The following is a 19,216-nucleotide window of genomic DNA, read 5'->3' on the forward strand; positions in this document are numbered from 1 at the left end:
GGACTGAGGCGCGGCGTGCGGCCACGCCCCCGGATCACGCCGGGGCGTGGCACGCGGCACGCCTCGTCGCACGCACGGACCGTGGGTGCGGGTGCCCGGCCGGGAGTCTCCCGGCCGGGCACTCGGCGTCCGAGGGTCGTGCAGCCGGCCGGTGACCGCCGGGGCGCCTCGCGGGTGGGCCACCCGGGCGCGACCGCGGCGGCGCGCCCCGCGCCGGGACCTCCGGCGACCGGAACGAAGCCCTGACCCGTCCGGCGCACGGGCCGGGCTCGCCGGGGGGAGTCAACCGGAGGTGGCCGCGTCCGGTGCGCTCGGCGCGTCCGTGGTGAGCGGAGCGCAGCGCGTCCCCCGGTCAGCGGACCGCCAGGTCCCCGAGGGACGGTTCCAGCAGGTCGAAGGCGTGGGTCGCCTCCGCGGCCACCGTCGCCTCGATCTCCCGCGCAGGAAGTCCGGCGAGGGTGAGGTGCTGGATGCGCTGGAACAGCAGCCGGTGGACGGAACCGAGCAGCGCCGCCGCCACCCGGATCGCGACGTCGTCGGCCGCCACGCCCGCCGCCCGGGCCAGGGCTTCGCGCAGCGCCTCCTCCCGGCGGTCGTGCAGGTCGCGCACGCAGGCGGTCAGGGTGGCGCTGTCGGCGACCATCCGGGCGAAGTCCGGGCCGGTGAAGCCGCTCACGGGATCGTGCGCGGCGACGGACGCGGCGAACGAGCGGCGCAGCGCGCCCAGGGCCGACTCGCCCGGGTGCCGCGTGGCCACCGCCGAGGCCAGGGCCCCGACGAAGGAGTCCTGGCGGTCCAGGGCCAGGTCCTCCTTGCGGGGGAAGTAGTTGGTGACCGTCTTCTTCGACACCCGCGCGGCGTCGGCGATCTCGGCGATCGTCGTCGCGTCGAAGCCCTGGCGGAGGAACAGACGGGTGGCCTGGTCGGAGATGTGACGCCGGGTCTCCTGCTTCTTGACCTCCCGGAGGCCGACCGTGGGCGCCGGTGCCTTGCTCTCGCCTTGGCTGTTCATGGGCCGAACCCTACCCTCATGGCAAAAGTACATTGACAGTAGTTATAGGTCGCGCGTAAATTTACCACCGACGTAAAAAGAGACCCGGGGGAGTACATGATCGATCCTGACGTCCTGCACCCGCTTCCGGAGCACGAGCGCGTGGTGTTCCTCCGGCCCCTGGTGACCTCGCCGACGGTCGAGGTGGGCGAGTACACGTACTACGACGACCCCGACGGGGCCGCTGACTTCGAGCGGCGCAACGTCCTCTACGCCTACGGACCGGAGAAGCTGGTCATCGGACGGTTCTGTGCCATCGCGACCGGCACCCGCTTCCTGATGGCCGGGGCGGAGCATCCGACGATGGGGGTGTCGACCTACCCGTTCACGATGTTCGGCGGCGAGTGGGCGGAACGGACCCTCGACCTGGTCACCGGCATGCCCAGCCGCGGGGACACGGTGGTCGGCAACGACGTCTGGTTCGGCTACGGGGTCACCGTCATGCCGGGCGTGCGCATAGGCGACGGCGCCATCGTCGCCGCCGGAGCCGTGGTCACGGCCGACGTCCCGCCGTACACCGTGGTCGGCGGCAACCCCGCCCGGCCGATCCGCCGGCGCCACTCCGACACGGACGTCGAGTTGCTGCTGGAGGCCGCCTGGTGGGACTGGCCGATCGGGACGATCACCCGTCACGTGCGCACGATCATGGCCGGCACCCCGGCGGAGATCGCCGCGATCGCCGAGCGGGAGCGCGGCCGCCACGACACCGCACCGACGACCTGACCGCCCCCGCGCGACCGGCCCCACGCCCTCGCGACCCGCAGAGCAAGGAGCACGACGTGACCGACACCCCCGCCACCCCGGTGCGGACGCTGCCGCCGCCGACGGCGCAGGCGGAGCGCCTCATCGAGCTCGGGCTGCACACGCACGCCGGGACACCCGCCGACGAGGTCCGTTCCTTCGCCGGCCGGCTGCCCACCGGCGGCGACACCCTGCTGGCCGTCCACCCGGACCGCCTCCCCGCCTCGGTCCTCGCGCCGCTCATCCGGCACGCCGGCAAGCCCGGCTTCGTGGTGACCGACATGGCCGACGTCGACCGCTTCACCCCCTACCGGGTCGACCTGCCCGACGCCGCTCTCTACGCCGTCACCGGGATCGACCGGGGGGACCATCTGGCCAACTGGAGCCCGGAGGAGGCACTGCCCGCGCTCGACGGCGAGGGCCGGACCCCGTTGCTGCTCACCGAGGGCATCCACTGGGTGCTCCAGCAGCCCGCGATCCTGGAACGCAACCGCTGCTTCATGACCATCGGCTCCCGGCTGCGCAAGCCGAAGGGGACGTACGACGCCCGCACGCCGGCGATCTGGATCAGCAACGGCACCGGCCGTGACGGCAAGGAGAGGCGCGACGCCCCGAAGATCGGCTGGTGCTGGTGGGGAAACCGCCACACCTGGCTCGGGTTCGCCTCCGCCACGGGCCGAACCGTCCGACCCGCCTGAGGCTGGGGTGAGGGGCCCGGGTCGAGGTGCGGCCCGGCATCAGGGCCGGGGCCGCCTGCGACACGCGCGTCCGACGCCGGTCACCGGTCCGGGCCCCCTGCCCCTTGGCCCCCTACCCTCCGGCCCGGTGCGGCGGTCGCCGTGCGGGGCGCGGCGCGGGGCGGGCTACGCCGGGTAGGCGTGGGTCTGGGTCGCCTTGACCGCCGCCCACACCGGGGCACCCGGCCGCAGGCCGAGTTCGGCGGCGGCCACCGTGGTCAGGTCCGCGGCCAGCGGCAGCTCACCGGTCAGGTCGGCCCGGACCCGGTCGCCGTGCACCTCCAGGCCGGCGACCTCGCAGCGCCACAGGTTGCGGGCGCTGGACCCGGCGGGACGCTCCGCGTGCAGGGTCACCGCACTCGGCGGGAACGCGACGAAGGCGGCTCCGGCGAGGTGTTCGCCGGTGGCGACGGCGGGGCCCCCGGCGAGGCGGACGGTGTGACCGTCGGCCCGGCCGCGGTACAGGTTCAGCCCGACCAGGCGGGCGATGTACTCGCTGCGGGGGTGCCGGGCGATGTCGGAGGGCGTGCCCTCCTGCACGGTCCGGCCCTCCTCGACCACCACGAGACGGTCGGCGAGCACCATCGCGTCCAGTGGATCGTGCGTCACCAGGACGGCGACGGCCTCGAAGGCGGCGAGGTGCCGGCGGAGTTCCGCCCGCACCTCCAGCCGGGTGCGGGCGTCCAGCGCTGCCAGCGGTTCGTCCAGGAGCAGCAGCCGCGGGCGGGTGACGAGGGCCCGGGCGAGCGCCACCCGCTGGGCCTGGCCGCCGGACAGCCGGCGGGGCTTGGCACCGGCCTGTCCGGACAGTCCCATACGGTCCAGCCACTCGGCGGCCAGCGCACGCGCCTCCGCCTTCCTGGCGCCCCGGCAGCGCGGCCCGAAGGCCACATTGTCGAGCGCGGTCAGGTGCGGGAAGAGCAGGTAGTCCTGGAAGACGACGCCGACCGGGCGGTCCTCGGGGGCCGTGTCCCGCAGGTCCCGCCCGTCCAGCCGCAGGTGCCCCTCGATGAGCGGGGAGAGGCCCGCCAGGGCGCGCAGCGCGGTGGACTTGCCCGCGCCGTTCGGGCCGAGCAGCGCGACCACGTCCCCGGGCGCCGCGTGCAGCGAGACGTCCAGCCGGAAGGAGCCCCGGTCCACCACGAGCCGGGCGTCGAGTCCTTCGGTGCCGGGGTCGCCGGAGCGGGAAGCCTCGGGTGACGGGGCAGGCCGTGCGGGGGCGCTCCCGGCGGTGCCGTCGCGGGCGCCGGGTGCGCCGGTGCGGTCGCCCGGGTGTCTTTGGTCCGTCGTTCCGTCGGTCGTACCGCCACCCGGATGTCCCCGGTCAGTCGCTCCGTCGGCTCCGGCACCGGTGGGGTCGCCGGTTCCGCCGGGGCCTTCCGGGAGGCCGTCCGTCATCCCGTTCACACCGCCCTCGTCCAGCGGTCGCGCAGCCCGGCCAGCACGGCGATGGACACCGCCAGCAGGACCAGGCTCAGGGCGATGGCCGCCGCCGGGTCGTTCTGCAGGGCCAGGTACACGGCGAGCGGCATCGTCTGGGTGCGGCCGGGGAAGTTGCCCGCGAAGGTGATCGTGGCGCCGAACTCGCCGAGCGCCCTCGCCCAGGCCAGCACGGCCCCGGCCGCGACGCCGGGGAGGATCATCGGCAGGGTGACCCGGCGGAAGGCGGTGAACCGGGAGGCGCCCAGGGTGGCGGCGGCCTCCTCGAACCGCGGGTCCGCGGCCCGCAGGGTGCCCTCGACGCTGATGACGAGGAACGGCATCGCCACGAAGGTCTCGGCGACCACGACACCGGCGGTGGAGAAGGGCAGCGTGATGCCGAACCAGGCGTCCAGCCATTGGCCCACGACACCGTTGCGGCCGAGGGCGAGCAGCAGCGCCACACCGCCCACCACCGGCGGGAGGACCAGGGGCAGCGTGACCAGGGCCCGGACCAGTCCCCGCCCCGGGAAGTCCGTGCGCGCCAGCAGCCAGGCGAGGGGCACGCCGAACAGCAGGCTGAGCGCGGTCGCCGCCGTGGCGCAGATCAGCGAGAGCCGCAGCGCCTCCCACACCTCGGGGCTGCGCAGCTGCTCCGGCAGACTGCCCCAGGGGGCGCGCAGGAGCAGCGCGAGGAGGGGCACGAGGAGGAACGCGAGCCCCAGCACGGCCGGCACGAGGAGCGGCAGCGGGACGCCCCGGCCGGGTGGGCTCCGCCGTGCCTTCCCGGCCCCGGGGGCACGGCCGGGCCCGGGCCGTGCGGACGTCCGGTCCCCGGGGCGGGGGGACTCACCGGCGCCGGTCATGGCGCGAGGAACCCGGCACCGTTCAGCACCCGCTGTCCCTCGGCCGACCGCACCAGCGCGAGGAACGCCCGCGCGGCCGTGGGGTTGGGAGCGTTCTTCAGCACGGTGGCCGGGTAGTCGTTGACGGCCTCGGCCGACTCGGGGAAGTCCACGCCGTCCACCCTGTCACCTGCCGCCCTCACATCCGTCCGGTACACGACGGCGGCGTCCGCCTCCTTGAGCTCGACCTTCGTCAGGGCGCTCTTGACGTCCTGCTCGTAGGAGACCGGGGTGAGATCGACAGCGGCGGCGGTCAGCGCGGTCCGGGCGGCGGCACCACAGGGGACGGAGCGGTCGCACAGGACGACCTTCAGACCTGGCCGGGTCAGGTCGCTCAGGGAGCCGATGCCGCGCGGGTTGCCCGGAAGGGTGGCGATCGTCAGGCGGTTGCGGGCGAACGGGGCGGGGGTGCCGTCGGCGTCGCCGTGGCGGGTGACGATCCCCATGGTCTTCGTGCTGGCGGCGGCGAAGACGTCGGCCGGGGCACCGTTGGTGATGCCGGCGGCCAGGCTGTCACTGCCGCCGAAGTTGAACGTGACCTTCGTGCCGGGGTGGGCCTTCTCGAACCGTTCGCCCAGGACCGTGAAGCTCTCCTCGAGCGAGGCGGCGGCGAACACGGTGACCGACCCGGTGGGACTGCCGTCGCGGGCCCCGGGCTCGCCCTGTCCGTCGGCGGCGCACGCACCGGTCAGCAACAGGAGGGCGGCGGCCCCGGTGCCGGCCACGGTCCGGCCCGGACGCGTCCCGACGGCAGTGGAGAGCCGCCGCGGCGGGCGCGCGGTACGACGACGGGGCATCTCTCGGCCGCTCCCTCGGGTGCGAGACGGGGGAAGGCGCCGTGCTGCGCTGCCTTCCACGGGTCCGACCATCATGGCGCAGATGCAAGGCCGAAGTCATCCATGGCATCGCACAAGCGAGGTGGACGGGCGATCAGGTGGGTGTGTGCGTTCGTCCGACGAGCGGGTGTCCGGCGTGTCGAGGACGAGGCACCAGGGGACGGAGGCGACGGGAGGGAGGGGGATGCCGTCTGGACCCCTGCCCGGCCGTCGGCCGAGCCGGCCCGCGTGACAGGGGACCGGCGTCAGACCCGGTCGATGTGGACGTTTGTCGACTTCACGCGGGCGGTGGCCTCCATGCCGACCTCCAGCCCCAGGTCCTCGACAGCCTCCCGGGTGAGCAGCGAGACGAGGCGGTGCGGCCCGGCCTGGATCTCGACCTGCGCGGCGACGTCTCCCAGCTTGATCGCGGTGACGATGCCGGGGAAGGCGTTGCGGGCCGAGGTGTAGGGGGCGTCCTCCTCGTCCGTGGCCGCCTTGGCGAGCTCGACGGAGAAGACGGCCAGGTCCCGGCCGTCGACGAGGCGGCGTCCGCCCCGGTCGCGGTGGGTGGTGATCCGCCCGGCGTCGGCCCAGCGGCGGGCGGTGTCGGGGCTCACGCCGAGCAGTCGTGCTGCCTGGCCGATGGTGTAGGACTGCATGCCGGTCACCCTATGGCCGGGTGCCGGGTACCGTGCCGCCGCTGCGCCGCTGCGCCGCTGCGCCGACGGGTCGGTACGCGAGTCGGGACCGATGCGTCGGACGTGCGGGACACGAGGAATCGGCGGGCCGGGCGGGACGTGCGGCAGAACCGGGCGGCGGGGGCGGCCCGTCGCCCGGCCCTTCGTGTCTTCACCGGCCGCGGGCGCGTGCGTCCGGCACCGGCCGCGAGCGGGTGCGGCGCCGCCGGTCGGGGTGGCGGTCAGGCCGTGGTCATGACCGGATCGGTGTCCCGGGGGCGCTGCGGCGCGATGACGCTGCCGTCGGGCAGCAGCTCACCGAGGTCCTCGAAGAGCACGACACCGTTGCACAGCAGGCTCCAGCCCTGTTCCGGGTGGTGGGCCGCCAGGCGGGCGGACTCCCGGTCGGCGGAGTCGGCTGAGGGGCACGGTGGCTGGTGCTGGCACATGGGTGGGTTCTCTCGCTCTGTGGTGTCCTGTGGCATGGCGGATCGTGCAGTCGCGCGGCTCGAAGCGTCGTTCATGGCCGCCCCCCGTGGTGACAAGTCGGTCGGGAACAGTGTTGCCGCAAGGGCGTCGATCCGCAGGGATTTCGCGGTACCGCCCCTCCTGCCGGGAGGACGCGTCACCCACGCGGACGGTTCATCCCAACTGCACTGTCACTTCGGGTGGTTCGAGGGGGCCGGATCGGGCTAGTCCCCCGGCGGGCAACGTCCGCCCCGTCGCGGCGCCCGGCACGCCGAGAGCACCCACCGGACGCGTGCTCCCCGGCGGGCGAACGCTGCCTGCCGCGGCTCCTCGGCGGGCGGACGCTGTCTGCCGCGGCACGGGTCACGGGCGCCGGCCCGCCTCACGGCGCGCACCCCGCCGCGCCCGGAACGTCCGGGGCGGCGGGGTGCGGGACGTGCTGTACGTCGTGCGTCGTGCCGAGGGCGCGGTGCGTCACGGGCGGCGGCGCGGAGGGCGCCGGTCGTGGGTCACGCCGGGGAGCCGAGCAGCCGGGGCCGGGTCACCCGGTGGGTCAGCACCGGGAGCAGGTCGGCCACCCGGTGCGGACGGTGCGCCGCGATCCCGGGCGGGGCCGGGGCCAGCGGGACGAGCAGGTCGGTGGCGGCCGGACGGCCCGCGGCGCCGTCCGCGGTGCGGTCGCCGTGCAGCCAGAGCGTCAGCATGTACAGCTCCGGCACCGACAGCAGCCGGGGCTGGTACGCCTCCGTCATCGCCTCGGCCTGGCGCAGCGCCAGTTCGGTGGAGGTGACGTAGGGCCCCTCGAAGAAGCGGGAGAACGTCCAGCCGTCGGCCGTGAGCACGGTGTCCGCCGCGGCCACCGCGTGTTCGCCGGAGCGGACCAGGAACCGCCAGCCGGCCAGCCGCGTCGCCGAGCCGCCGGTGGTGATCCCGTCCAGGACGTGCACGGGCAGCGGCAGCTCGGGCGTGAGGGGGCGTGGGGCGTCCAGGAGCGAGGGCGTGCGGGCGTCGCGGACCGCGGTGGGGGAGGAGAGCGCGGTCAGGACGGACCGCAGGGCGGGCGCGGGAGCCGGAGGGACATGCAGGGGCATGGTGGGTCGCCTCTCATTCGAAGGCACGGTGGCACGAGGGCGGGGGGTGGCGTGGCGTGGCGGACGGCGCTGTCTGCTCGCGGAAGTCAGAGAGGCGGGGGCCGGGCCGGAGCCCGAGAGGTGGGGGTGAGGACTGCCGGACGTCACCTCGTCGGCTGGATCGCTCGACCGCGGCGCCAGCTCTCTGCCTTGTTCACGGAGTTTATACGAAACGTGTTAGGGCTATGTTTCGGCTAGCCGTTTCGAGCAGGGAAAACAAGGGTACTTCCGGTCGATGAAATGCGTGAACCATCCCGGTTCCGCGGTGGCTGCGAGGCGGTGACCTGGAGAAATGCGTGAAGCGCGGTCGGCCCATTTCGATCGGCGTTTTTCACGATTCCTCAATGGGTGCGTGACGTCTGTTGCGCTTCATGCCCCGTGAATGTGCCACTGGTCACAACCCACAGGGTAGCGGGTGCCGGGCCGGTCGGGGACGTTATCGATCGCATCGGCTGGGCATCCTCCTCTGTGCACCAGGACCCCGGCGGCCGGTCTTCGGCCCGCCCATCCGAGGAGGGACTTCGATGGGGGAAAAGGTCGTGGCGGGTCAGTTCGACCTGTCCGATCGCCAGCTCTACCGCGACAAGCTGCGCAGGTGTCTGACCGGCTTGGAGCGACTGCTGGCGGAGAAGCGGTTCGACCGCCCCAAGAACCTCATGGGGGTCGAGATCGAATTGAACCTCGCGGGCGCCGACGGCATGCCGAGAATGCTCAACGCGCAAGTCCTCGAACGCATCGCGAGCCGTGACTTCCAGACCGAACTCGCCATGTTCAATCTGGAAGTCAACATCGCCCCCCACCGGGTGGACGGCCGGGTTTTCGACCGGCTCGCGGAGGAACTGCGCACCTCACTCGCGTACGCGGACCGAAAAGCCGCGGAGGTGGACGCCGGCATTGTGATGATCGGCATTCTGCCGACGCTGGACCGGGACGACCTGGTGTCCTCGAACCTGTCCGCCGTCGACCGCTACACCCTCCTCAACGACCAGATCGTGGCCGCGCGCGGCGAGGACTTCACCCTCGACATCGAAGGGGTCGAACACCTCACCTGCACCTCGAAGTCCATCGCCCCCGAGGCCGCCTGCACCTCCGTGCAGCTCCACCTCCAGGTCACCCCGGCCCGCTTCGCCGACGTGTGGAACGCGGCCCAGGCCGTGGCCGCCGCGCAGATCGCGCTGGGGGCCAACTCGCCGTTCCTGTTCGGCCGGGAGCTGTGGCGGGAGTCGCGGCCCCCGCTGTTCCAGCAGTCCACCGACACCCGGCCGCCCGAGCTGCAGGCCCAGGGCGTGCGCCCGCGCACCTGGTTCGGCGAGCGCTGGGTGACCTCGGCGTACGACCTGTTCGAGGAGAACCTGCGGTACTACCCGGCCCTGCTGCCGATCTGCGACGACGAGGACCCGCTGGAGGTGCTCGACAAGGGCGGAGTGCCGTCGCTGGCCGAACTCGTCCTGCACAACGGCACGGTCTACCGGTGGAACCGTCCGGTCTACGGCATCGCCGACGGCGTCCCCCACCTGCGCGTGGAGAACCGGGTGCTGCCGGCCGGCCCCACCGTCGTCGACGTGGTGGCCAACGCCGCCTTCTACTACGGCGTCGTGCGCGCCCTCGCCGAGGAGAGCCGCCCGGTGTGGACCCGGCTGCCCTTCGAGGCCGCCGCCGCCAACTTCGACGCCGCGTGCCGGTACGGGATCGACGCACGCCTGACCTGGCCCCGGCGCGGCCGCTACGGCGGGACGACCGAGGTCGACGCGGTCGCCCTGGTGCGCGACGAACTGCTGCCGCTGGCCGAGGCGGGGCTGGACGCGTGGGGCATCGAACCGGCCGACCGCGACCTGTACCTCGGGGTGATCGAGGAGCGCTGCCGCCGCCGCACGAACGGCGCGAGCTGGCAGGCCGCGACCTTCCACCGGGCGCTGGACGCCGGTCTGGACCGGCAGGCCGCCCTGGCCGCCACCACCCGCCGCTACCGCGAGCTGATGGTGCAGGGCGATCCGGTGCACAGCTGGCCCGTCGGACTGCCCGAACCGGTCCCGGCGACCTGACCGCCCCCCGGACGGTATCCGCGCGTCACCGCCCGGGACGGCCGACCGGCCCGGGAGGGGCGCCCCGGGCCCGTCGTGCGGCGGGGCCGCCGGGGGCCTCCGGGCCGTCGCCCCGCATACTGACCTGCATACTGATCCGGACCGGTCGGTGATGGGGAGGCAGGCGTGCAGGCGGAGGCGGGCCCGGGGGACGTGTCCCCTCCTCGGCGGGAGCTGTCCCGCAGGACCCTGCGGGACGAGACGCTGCTGGTCCTGGCGCTCTCCCTCGGCGCGAGCGCGGTCTCCGCGCTGATCAGTTTCATCGGCTCGGTCACCCGGCCCGGGGGCCTCAAGGACCAGGCCGCCACGCTCAACGCCTCGGCCGCGCCCGGCCGTCCGTGGCTGGACCTGGCCTGGCAGCTGTTCGGGATCAGCACGGCGCTCGTGCCGGTGGCCCTCGTCGCGCACTTCCTGCTGCGGGAGGGCGCCGGTCTGCGCACCCTCGGCTTCGACCGCACCCGGCCCTGGTCCGACCTGGGCCGCGGGGCCGCCGTCGCCGCGGTCATCGGCAGCAGCGGCATCGCCTTCTACCTGGCCGCGCGCGGCCTCGGCTTCAACCTCACCGTGGTGCCCGAGGCGCTGCCCGAGGTGTGGTGGAAGTTCCCGGTGCTCATCCTCGCGGCGATGGAGAACTCCGTCGTCGAGGAGGTCATCGTCCTCGCCTATCTGGTGCGCAGACTCGACCAGTTGGGCTGGGGACCCGGGGCCGTGCTGGCGGCCAGCGCGGTGCTGCGCGGCTCGTACCACCTCTACCAGGGCATCGGCGGCTTCATCGGCAACATGGTGATGGGCGTGGTGTTCGTCCTGCTGTACCGACGGTGGGGCCGGGTGGGGCCGCTGGTCGTCGCCCACACACTGCTCGACATCGGGGCGTTCGTCGGGTACGCCCTGCTGGCCGGCAAGGTGGACTGGCTGCCGACGGCCTGAGCGGGCGGGCGCGCCGCGCCCCCGGCCCGCTCCGTCAGGCGCCCGGCTCCGCCACCAGATCGCCGGCGATCACCGTGACGGCGTGCCCGTGCAGCAGGGTGCGCGCGCCCCGCACCTCCGTGCGGATCCTGCCGGAACGGGACGAGGCCTGGAGCCCGGTGAGGACCGTCCTGCCGAGGCGCTCGGACCAGTAGGGCGCGAGCGCGGTGTGGGCGCTGCCGGTCACGGGGTCCTCGTCGATGCCCACGTTCGGGAAGAAGCAGCGCGAGACGAAGTCGTACCCCCGCGCCGGGTCCGCCGCGCGGGCGGTGGCGATGATGCCGCGCGTGGAGTGGGCGGCCAGGGACGGCAGATCCGGGCGCAGCGCGTGCACCGTCTCCTCGTCGTTGACCTCGACGAGGAGGTCCCCGACGTCGGGGCCGGTGTCGAAGGCCGACAGCACGGCGGTGCCCAGCGCGTCGCCGAGTCCCGGTGGGACGGCCGCGGGGGTGAGCGGAGCCGTGGGGAAGTCGAGGGTCAGGCTGCCGTCCTCCGCGCTGTCCGCGCGCAGCACCCCGCTGCGGGTGGCGAACCGCACGGGGCCCCGGTGCGCCCCGGTGGTGTTCAGCACGTGCGCGGTGGCCAGGGTGGCGTGCCCGCACATCGCCACCTCGGTGACCGGGGTGAACCAGCGCAGCGCCCAGTCGGCCTCCCCGCCCCGGCTCATGGGGTGCGCGAAGGCGGTCTCGGCGTGGTTGACCTCGCGTGCGACGTCCTGCATCCAGGCGTCGTCGGGGAAGCCGCCGTCCAGGAGCAGCACCCCGGCGGGGTTGCCGGCGAAGGGGCGGTCGGTGAAGGCGTCGACGATGTGAATCCGCATGGCGTGACCGTACGGCCTGCGGGAACGTCCGTGCCAAGGCCGGTCGGCGAGTGCCGGCCCGGTGCGCGGGAGAGGGCGGGCCGTGCCGGTTGGAGGCGCCCGCCGTCCTCTGCGACCGGAGGAGTGGGCCCGCCCGGGCGTGGAGGGCGGGCGCGATCCGAAGCGCGCCACGGGGGCGCGACGGGGTTGTCAGGCGATGCGTCACCGATATATCGTTGAGTTATCGCGACAGCTCAACGACGAGGAGAGTGGTGGCCATGCGTACTCACGGACACGAACACGACTGCGGACGCCGTCACGGCGGCCCTCACGAGGGGCGGGGTGACTTCCAGCGGCTGCGCGCCGCATTCGGCCCCTTCGGTCCCGGTGGCCCGGGAGGCGGCGGACCCGGCTTCGGCTTCGGTCACGGCGGCCCCTGGGGCGGACGGGGGCGCGGAGGGCCGAGGGGAGGGAGGGCGCGACGCGGTGACGTGCGCGCCTCGATCCTCGCCCTGCTGCGGGAGCGGCCGATGCACGGCTACGAGATGATCCGGGAGATCGCCGAACGCAGCGGCGGGGCGTGGAAGCCCAGCCCCGGCTCCGTGTACCCCACCCTCCAGTTGCTGGAGGACGAGGGGCTGATCGCCAGCGAGGCGGACGGCGGCAAGAAGCTGTTCGCGCTCACCGACGACGGCCGCGCGGCCGCCGACGACGGGCCCGAGGCGCCGTGGGAGGACGTCTCGCGCGGAGTGGACTGGGAGGCCCTGAACGAGATCCGGCAGGCCGGCTTCGGGCTGATGGAAGCGTTCGGGCAGGTGTGGAAGACCGGGAGCGAGGAGCAGCGGGAGAAGGCGCTGGCCGTCATCAACGAGGCCCGCAAGAAGCTGTACCTGATCCTGGCCGGCGAGGACTGAGCCTCCCCCGGCCTGGGGCCGGACCTGTCCGGCCCCAGGGCCCTGGTATCGGACCCCGCCGGAGTCGGCGGCGCCCCACGTCGGGCACGTGGGGCGCCGCCCCGTGTGCCGGGCCGGGAAGGCCGGGGCGGGTGGCGCCAGGGCGGGAGGCGAAGCGCGGTGAGGGGCGGCGCGGTACGGCGAGGTGTCAGGGGCGGGCCGGGCCGCCGGGGGTGCCGACCCTGCGTATGACCGCCGCGTCGAACAGGTCGCAGGCCCGGGGGAAGGGCCCCTCGTCGTGGTGGTGCCATGCCTCCCAGAACAGGTCGGCGGGCAGGGCGTCGTCCGGGGCGTAGACCCGGTAGACGTACTGCCTGCCGTCCACGGCCGGCAGGGCGACCAGCCAGCACCTGCTCTCCATGCCCCTGTGGGACGAGCGGCGGGGCCCCTCCGGTTGCCGTGCGGGCGCGGGTCAAGGCGGCGCGCGCCCCCACGGGCCGGGACGGCGAATCTCCTTCGCAAGGAGGAGGGCCGGCCGCCGCCGTCAGCTTCCCGTGGGACGCGAAGATGCTTCCCGGCGCGGATGTCCGGGGCCGGGCCCGGCTGATGGGGTGGGGACGTGCACCCCCGTACATCACGGCCGACGGCCCCCGAGCCCGCGGAGCCGGGCAGGCGCCCCGCGGACCGCGCTGCCGGGCTGAGCGAAGACCTCGCGGCCGTGGTCGCCGGTGCCCGCCGCCGCGCCCTCAGGGACGGGGACCGGCAGATCGACACGGCCCACCTGCTGCACTCCCTCCTGGAGTCCGACGCGGAGGTGGGCGAGGTGTTCGGTGAGGGGCCCGGCAGCGCCCGGCTGCTCGGTTACCTGGTGCAGCGCAGCATCGGCTACGGCCTGCGCTGGCAGAGCGCCGTGGAGGACTCCGGCACCGTCCCGGTGGTGAGCGGCACCGCCGCGGGCCTGTCACCGGTGGCCGCCGCCTGCATGGACAGCGCCCGCGCGCATGCCGCACGGCGCGGCGGGCCCGCCCGAGGAGTGGACCTCCTCGCGGCGATCGTCGCCGCACCGGGGGCACGCGCCGTCGAGGTGCTCGAACGGGCGGGCATCGACGTGCCCGCGCTGACCGTCCGGACCGAGGCGCGGGCGGCAGGGCCCGGGCGGCCCCGGGAGTGTCCGGCGGTCCGCGCCGACCGCACGTTCGGGGAGGGCCCGCGCTGAAGCGGGGCTCCGACCGCCCCCTGCCCCCCGCTCCCGGCCCCGCCCGCCCGTCCCTCCGTCCGCGCGATGTGGCTCTCCCGACCGGCCTGACCGGCCTGACCGGCCTGACGGGCCTGACGGGCCTGACCGGCTTGACCGGTCCGGCCGTCCGTCCGATCCCGTCCGCCCGATGCGCCCGGCCGCCCACCCGGGGGCCCAACCGGGCCGTCCACTCGGTGAGACAGGTGCCATCGGGGGTGACGCTCCTGTCGACGCCTGCCATCATGAGTCGGTGCATACGACTGTCAGCGCGCCGGGCGGTCGCGGCAGGGGTGTCGGACTGGGTCTGGCGCTGCTGTCCGCGGTGGCCTTCGGCGGATCCGGTGTCGCGGCCAAGCCGTTGATCGAGGCGGGCCTCGATCCGCTCCACGTGGTGTGGCTCCGGGTGGCCGGAGCCGCCCTCGTCATGGCCCCGCTGGCCGTCCGCCACCGGGACCTGCTGCGCCGCCACCCGGCCCTGCTCGCGGGGTTCGGCCTGCTCGCCGTCGCCGGTGTCCAGGCCTTCTACTTCGCCGCCATCTCCCGCATCCCGGTCGGGGTCGCCCTGCTGGTGGAGTACCTGGCGCCCGCGCTGGTCCTCGGCTGGGTCCGGTTCGTGCAGCGGCGGCCGGTCACCCGGGCCGCGGCGGTCGGGGTGGTCCTCGCCGTGGGCGGCCTGGCCTGCGTCGTCGAGGTGTGGGCCGGTCTCCGTTTCGACGCCCTGGGCCTGCTGCTCGCCCTCGGTGCCGCCTGCTGCCAGGTCGGCTACTTCGTCCTGTCCGACCAGGGCAGTGACGCCGGCGACCGGGCACCCGACCCGCTCGGCGTGATCGCCTTCGGCCTGCTCATCGGCGCCGCCGTCCTGACCGTGGTCGCCCGGCCCTGGTCCATGGACTGGTCCGTGCTCGCCGGCACCGCGGAGATGGACGGCACGCCGGTCGCCGCCGGCCTCCTGGTGGCCTGGGTCGTGCTGCTCGCGACGGTGCTCGCCTACGGCACCGGCGTGCTGGCCGTGCGCCGGCTGTCGCCCCAGGTGGCGGGGGTGGTCGCCTGCCTGGAGGCGGTCATCGCCACCGTCCTGGCCTGGTTCCTCCTCGGCGAGCACCTCTCGGCGCCACAACTCGTGGGCGGCGCGGTGGTGCTGGCCGGCGCGTTCATCGCGCAGTCCTCGGCACCGGCCAGGGCCTCCGACGGGCCGGTGGCCCGGGGCGGCCCGGACCGGGAGTTGTCCTCGCCGGGGAAGGCGGCTTAGGGTGCCGATCATGCATGCGCGCGCCCTCGTTCTTCCGCCTCCGGCCGTCTGAGGCGGGCCTCCGTCACCCCGCCCGGCTGGTTGCCGGGCGCAACGGGGCTGCCCGCAGATGAAGTCCGTGGATCCCGCCGCCCCGGCCCCGGCCGGGACCGCCGGATCCCTTCCCGAACTTCCGCACCCGCGCCGTCGGGCGGGGTGCGCACATCTGCGGAGAGAACACGTGTCGAACACCGTCTCCGGTCTGCCCGTCGGGCGGGGCCTGCTCTATCTCGTCGTCGCCGGTGCCGCCTGGGGCACCGCGGGCGCCGCCGCGTCACTGGTCTACCGGACCGGTGACATGGGGCCCGTCGCCCTGTCCTTCTGGCGCTGTGCGCTCGGGCTGGTGCTGCTGTTCGTGGCGCAGCGGCTCGCCCGGCGCCCCCGCGCCGCCGTCACCGAGCCGCTGCGCCGCCGGGTGCTGCGGGCCGGGGCCACCGGCATCGGCCTCGCGGTCTTCCAGACCGCCTACTTCGCGGCTGTCTCCGCCACCGGCCTGGCCGTGGCCACCGTCGTCACCCTCGGCGCCGGGCCCGTGCTCATCGCCCTCGGCGCCCGGCTGACCCTGGGCGAGCGGCTCGGGCGCGGCGGTCTGGCCGCCGTCGCGGGCGCGCTCGCCGGTCTGGTGGTGCTCGTCCTCGGCGGCGGGGAGACGACCGTGGACGCGTGGGGTGTCCTGCTCGCCCTGCTCTCCGCGGCCGGGTACTCGACGATGACCCTGCTCACCCGCTGGTGGGGCCGCGACGGAGCCACGGACGCCACCGGCACGACCATGGGCGCCTTCGCCGTCACCAGCCTGGTGCTGCTGCCCCTCGCCGCGATCGAGGGCCTGGTGCCGCACACCGACCGGCCCGGCACGCTGCTGCTCCTGGTCGTGTACGTGGCGACGGTGCCGACGGCGCTCGCCTACGGCCTCTACTTCGCCGGTGCCGCCGTCGTCCGCTCGGCCACCGTGTCCGTGATCATGCTGCTGGAGCCGGTGAGCGCCGCGGTGCTGGCCGTCGCCGTGCTCGGCGAACGACTGACCGCGGCCACCCTGGTCGGCACCCTGCTGATGCTCGGCTCGGTCGCCGGGCTCGCCGCGAGCGAGGCCCGCGGCGCCCGGGCCCGCCGGGCGGAGCCGGAGGCCGTACCGGTCTGACGGGGCGGCGGTCCGGCGGGGCGGTCCGGCGGGGCGGTCCGGCGGGGCGGAGTGATCGGGGCGGACGCGTAGGGCCGAGAGGCCGGACGGGCGTGGGGCGGGCCCTGGGCCCTGCCGTCCTGGCCCCGTCGCCTCCCGTCCCCGGTCCCCGATGCTACGGCCGTGCCATGTGCACGCGGACCCGCGCGTTCCTCGGGCCGTCCCGGCCGGCAGGGCCACCCGCGATCCGCCCACGATCCGTCCGCGATCCGTCCGCGATCCGCCCGCGATCCGCTCGCGGACGGCTGCCGACCGCCTGCCTGCGTACGTGGGCTTCGCCCGACCCCGGTCACCTCCAGCCGGAGCCCGCGGACCCCCGGCAGCGGCCTGCCGGACGGGGCCTCGCGCCCGCCGCCACGACGGGCGCGGCCCATGGTGGCGATCCGGTGCAGAAGGCGGAGCCGCCGGCCCGGCACCGCTGTGGGACGGTCACGTACACGCTCGTCGGCGCGCCGGGCCGGGCAGGGTGCCGGCTCGTCTGCCAGGAGCGGGGGACCCGGACATGGTCGTCGATCACGCTCACGCGAACTCGGAATTCGCCTCCCTAGCCTGTCCGGAGCGCGGTGGGCCGGGCCGGGGTGGGTGACCGCCTCGCCGCGCCCGGCGTCGTCGGAGAAGTACCCGGGTTGGAGGACCCACGGCGGTTCACCGGGCGGGCCGTTGCGCGCGAGCCGGCCGACGTCGCGCACGGCCGATCCGCTGCTGCCAGGCGCCCTCGCGGGGTGTGGCCCCGGGGTGGATCAGCACCCCAGAGCCGCCAGGTAACCGGGCAGCACGGTCCCCGGGGCCAGGCCGGGGTCCGGGACGGGGGTGTCGTACCCCGTGCGCAGCGGGAGGACACCGGCCCAGTGGGGGAGGGCGAGGTCCTCGGGCTCGTCGTTGGCGCCGCCGGTGCGGACCTTGGCGGAGACCTCGCGCAGGTCGAGCCGGAGCACGGCGGTGGCGGCGAGTTCCTTCTTGTCGGCGGGGCGGCAGTCGGCGGCCCGCCCGGGTACGGCCTGCTCGACGAGGGAGTCCAGTGCCCGGCGCTTCTCCTCCGGGTCGGTCACGTCGTGGGCGCGTCCGTGCACCACGACGGAGCGGTAGTTGACCGAGTGGTGGAAGGCCGAGCGGGCCAGCACCAGGCCGTCGACGTGGGTGACCGTCAGACACACGGGCAGCCCGGCGTCGTCGTCGCGTGCGGCGCGCAGCGGCCGGGAGCCGGTCGAGCCGTGCACGTAGAGGCGTTCCCCGACGCGGCTGTAGAGGGTGGGCAGCACCACCGGTGCGCCGTCGCGGACGAAACCGAGGTGGCAGACGCAGCCCGCGTCGAGTATCGCGTGCACCGACTCCCTGTCGTACGCCGCGCGGTGGGCGGAACGGGTGGGGACGGTACGCCCGGTGCGCGCGTACGACGACGGCGGCGGCTGGTGCGGAGGGGTTCCCGGCATGGCGTTCACTGGCGTCCTCTTTTGCACTAGTGCATACTTGGGTTTGTGCTAGGAGAATATCGGATCACTGGAAGCGGCGCCGCCGAGATCGCCGCGAGCATCGAGCGCGGAGTCGGGGAGGGTGCCCTGCCCCCCGGCCGGGCGCTGCCTCCGCTGCGCGCCCTGGCGGAGCAGCTCGGCGTGAACCCCAACACGGTCGCGGCGGCCTACCGGACCCTGCGCGAGCGCGGGGTCATCGAGACCGCGGGCCGGCGCGGGAGCCGGGTGCGGGCCAAACCGGCCACCACCGCGCGCGACCTGATCCGCGTCGAGGTGCCGGACGGCGTGCGGAACCTGTCCGACGGCAACCCCGACCCCGCCCTCCTTCCGCCGCTCGCCGACGTGATCGCGGCCGCCGCGGCGCAGGGCGACCGGGACCCGGTGCTCTACGGCAGTGACCCGGTCGCCGCCGAGCTGGCCGGGCCCGCCCGGGCCGGGCTGCACGCCGACGGCGTCCCGGACGGACCCCTCGCCGTCACCTCCGGCGCGCTGGACGCCATCGAACGGGTGCTCGCGGCCCACCTCAGGCCCGGGGACGCGGTCGCCGTGGAGGACCCCGGCTGGGGCAGCCTCCTGGACCTGGTCCCGGCACTCGGGCTGCGCACGGTGCCGGTCGGTGTGGACGACGAGGGTCCGCTCCCGGACGATGTGCGGCGCGCCCTCGCGGGCGGCGCGCGGGCCCTCGTGGTCACGGCCCGCGCGCAGAACCCCACCGGCGCCGCGGTGAGCGCCGGCCGCGCGCGGGCCCTGCGCTCGGTGCTCGCCGGTCATCCGGGCACCCTGCTCATCGAGGACGACCACGGTCACCACATCGTCGACCTCCCGCCGCACCCCCTCGCCGGGACCACCCCCGCCTGGGCGTTCGTCCGGTCGGCGGCCAAGGCCTACGGCCCCGACCTGCGGCTCGCCGTGCTCACCGGAGACCCCGTCACCCTCGACCGGGTCCGGGGCCGGCAGCGACTCGGCCCCGGCTGGGTGCCCCTGCTGCTCCAGCGCGCGGTCGGCCGGCTGTGGGCCGGCGGCGTGGTGGACCCGGACGCGGTCGCCGCGGCCTACGGACGGCGCCGTGAGGCGCTGATCGGGGCCCTGGCCCGGCGCGGGATCGCCGCCCACGGGCGCAGCGGTCCGAACGTGTGGGTGCCGGTGCCGGACGAGACCGGCGCCGTCGCCCGGCTGCTGCACGCGGGCTGGGCCGTCGCCCCCGGAGCCCGCTTCCGCTCCCACGCACCGCAGGGCATCCGCGTCACCGTCTCCACCCTCACCGTCGACGAGACCGAACCGCTCGCGGCGGCGATCGCGTCGGCGCTCGAAGCCCCGGGCGGAGCCGTCAGGACGTACGTCTGACGCCCCGTCGGCCCGA

General features: G+C 75.1%; 19 protein-coding genes. 9 read left to right on the forward strand and 10 right to left on the reverse strand.

Annotation, left to right across the window (positions count from 1 at the left end; translation table 11 throughout):
• Nucleotides 1-352: 352 nt before the first annotated feature.
• Nucleotides 353-1,012, reverse strand: a complete 660-nt coding sequence (locus AC02VZ_RS08950) for a TetR/AcrR family transcriptional regulator (protein ID WP_476475036.1) — start codon at nucleotides 1,010-1,012, stop codon at nucleotides 353-355.
• A 96-nt stretch (nucleotides 1,013-1,108) separates the two neighbouring features.
• On the opposite strand from AC02VZ_RS08950, the gene AC02VZ_RS08955 reads away from it, so the two are divergent.
• Nucleotides 1,109-1,774: a CatB-related O-acetyltransferase gene (locus tag AC02VZ_RS08955; protein WP_476475037.1), complete on the forward strand. Its 666-nt coding sequence runs from the start codon at nucleotides 1,109-1,111 to the stop codon at nucleotides 1,772-1,774.
• A gap of 56 nt (nucleotides 1,775-1,830) precedes the next feature.
• The gene (locus AC02VZ_RS08960; protein ID WP_432058632.1) at nucleotides 1,831-2,490 is read left to right on the forward strand and encodes a DUF5701 family protein; all 660 of its coding nucleotides are present in this window, start codon (nucleotides 1,831-1,833) and stop codon (nucleotides 2,488-2,490) included.
• Nucleotides 2,491-2,655: 165 nt separating this feature from the next.
• Here AC02VZ_RS08960 and AC02VZ_RS08965 read toward each other — a convergent pair whose 3' ends face one another.
• The 6 genes from AC02VZ_RS08965 to AC02VZ_RS08990 form a co-directional block, all read right to left on the reverse strand.
• Nucleotides 2,656-3,927, reverse strand: a complete 1,272-nt coding sequence (locus tag AC02VZ_RS08965; RefSeq protein ID WP_432058631.1) for an ABC transporter ATP-binding protein — start codon at nucleotides 3,925-3,927, stop codon at nucleotides 2,656-2,658.
• Nucleotides 3,928-3,932: 5 nt separating this feature from the next.
• Nucleotides 3,933-4,814, reverse strand: a complete 882-nt coding sequence (locus AC02VZ_RS08970; RefSeq protein WP_432058630.1) for an ABC transporter permease — start codon at nucleotides 4,812-4,814, stop codon at nucleotides 3,933-3,935.
• Nucleotides 4,811-5,650 (reverse strand): molybdate ABC transporter substrate-binding protein, encoded by an 840-nt coding sequence (gene modA / locus AC02VZ_RS08975; RefSeq protein ID WP_476475038.1) that lies wholly within the window; start codon nucleotides 5,648-5,650, stop codon nucleotides 4,811-4,813. Before modA ends, AC02VZ_RS08970 begins: the two co-directional genes overlap by 4 nt.
• Nucleotides 5,651-5,934: 284 nt before the next feature.
• On the reverse strand, nucleotides 5,935-6,330 hold the full coding sequence (locus AC02VZ_RS08980) for a TOBE domain-containing protein (RefSeq protein ID WP_432058628.1): 396 nt from the start codon (nucleotides 6,328-6,330) through the stop codon (nucleotides 5,935-5,937).
• Between the two features lie 260 nt (nucleotides 6,331-6,590).
• A complete protein-coding gene (locus tag AC02VZ_RS08985) occupies nucleotides 6,591-6,797 on the reverse strand; it encodes a DUF5999 family protein (protein ID WP_432058627.1) in 207 nt (68 codons plus the stop codon).
• A 528-nt stretch (nucleotides 6,798-7,325) separates the two neighbouring features.
• Entirely contained in the window at nucleotides 7,326-7,907 is a 582-nt protein-coding gene (locus AC02VZ_RS08990; RefSeq protein WP_432058626.1) for a hypothetical protein, read from the reverse strand.
• A 563-nt stretch (nucleotides 7,908-8,470) separates the two neighbouring features.
• Here AC02VZ_RS08990 and AC02VZ_RS08995 point away from each other — a divergent pair.
• Nucleotides 8,471-9,988, forward strand: coding sequence for a glutamate-cysteine ligase family protein (locus AC02VZ_RS08995; protein ID WP_476475039.1), 1,518 nt, complete (start codon nucleotides 8,471-8,473; stop codon nucleotides 9,986-9,988).
• A gap of 165 nt (nucleotides 9,989-10,153) precedes the next feature.
• Nucleotides 10,154-10,954, forward strand: coding sequence for a CPBP family intramembrane glutamic endopeptidase (locus AC02VZ_RS09000; RefSeq protein WP_476475040.1), 801 nt, complete (start codon nucleotides 10,154-10,156; stop codon nucleotides 10,952-10,954).
• A gap of 34 nt (nucleotides 10,955-10,988) precedes the next feature.
• Here AC02VZ_RS09000 and AC02VZ_RS09005 read toward each other — a convergent pair whose 3' ends face one another.
• On the reverse strand, nucleotides 10,989-11,813 hold the full coding sequence (locus tag AC02VZ_RS09005; protein WP_476475041.1) for a PhzF family phenazine biosynthesis protein: 825 nt from the start codon (nucleotides 11,811-11,813) through the stop codon (nucleotides 10,989-10,991).
• Nucleotides 11,814-12,070: 257 nt separating this feature from the next.
• Between AC02VZ_RS09005 and AC02VZ_RS09010 the strand changes: the two genes are divergently transcribed.
• Nucleotides 12,071-12,706: a PadR family transcriptional regulator gene (locus AC02VZ_RS09010; protein ID WP_476475042.1), complete on the forward strand. Its 636-nt coding sequence runs from the start codon at nucleotides 12,071-12,073 to the stop codon at nucleotides 12,704-12,706.
• Nucleotides 12,707-12,893: 187 nt separating this feature from the next.
• Here the strand turns inward: AC02VZ_RS09010 and AC02VZ_RS09015 are convergent, their stop codons facing one another.
• Complete coding sequence (locus AC02VZ_RS09015; RefSeq protein ID WP_476475043.1) at nucleotides 12,894-13,106, reverse strand: hypothetical protein; 213 nt, start codon at nucleotides 13,104-13,106, stop codon at nucleotides 12,894-12,896.
• A 198-nt stretch (nucleotides 13,107-13,304) separates the two neighbouring features.
• Between AC02VZ_RS09015 and AC02VZ_RS09020 the strand changes: the two genes are divergently transcribed.
• The 3 genes from AC02VZ_RS09020 (at nucleotide 13,305) to AC02VZ_RS09030 (ending at nucleotide 16,348) form a co-directional block, all read left to right on the forward strand.
• Nucleotides 13,305-13,901: a Clp protease N-terminal domain-containing protein gene (locus tag AC02VZ_RS09020; protein ID WP_432053541.1), complete on the forward strand. Its 597-nt coding sequence runs from the start codon at nucleotides 13,305-13,307 to the stop codon at nucleotides 13,899-13,901.
• A gap of 271 nt (nucleotides 13,902-14,172) precedes the next feature.
• On the forward strand, nucleotides 14,173-15,171 hold the full coding sequence (locus AC02VZ_RS09025; protein ID WP_432053542.1) for an EamA family transporter: 999 nt from the start codon (nucleotides 14,173-14,175) through the stop codon (nucleotides 15,169-15,171).
• A 220-nt stretch (nucleotides 15,172-15,391) separates the two neighbouring features.
• Nucleotides 15,392-16,348, forward strand: coding sequence for a DMT family transporter (locus tag AC02VZ_RS09030; RefSeq protein WP_476475044.1), 957 nt, complete (start codon nucleotides 15,392-15,394; stop codon nucleotides 16,346-16,348).
• Nucleotides 16,349-17,127: 779 nt separating this feature from the next.
• Here AC02VZ_RS09030 and AC02VZ_RS09035 read toward each other — a convergent pair.
• Entirely contained in the window at nucleotides 17,128-17,817 is a 690-nt protein-coding gene (locus AC02VZ_RS09035; protein ID WP_476475045.1) for a pyridoxamine 5'-phosphate oxidase family protein, read from the reverse strand.
• Between the two features lie 45 nt (nucleotides 17,818-17,862).
• Here AC02VZ_RS09035 and AC02VZ_RS09040 point away from each other — a divergent pair, with 45 nt between their 5' ends.
• Complete coding sequence (locus AC02VZ_RS09040) at nucleotides 17,863-19,200, forward strand: aminotransferase class I/II-fold pyridoxal phosphate-dependent enzyme (protein ID WP_476475046.1); 1,338 nt, start codon at nucleotides 17,863-17,865, stop codon at nucleotides 19,198-19,200.
• Nucleotides 19,201-19,216: the final 16 nt, after the last annotated feature.

This window comes from Streptomyces sp. 3-6, assembly GCF_056323165.1.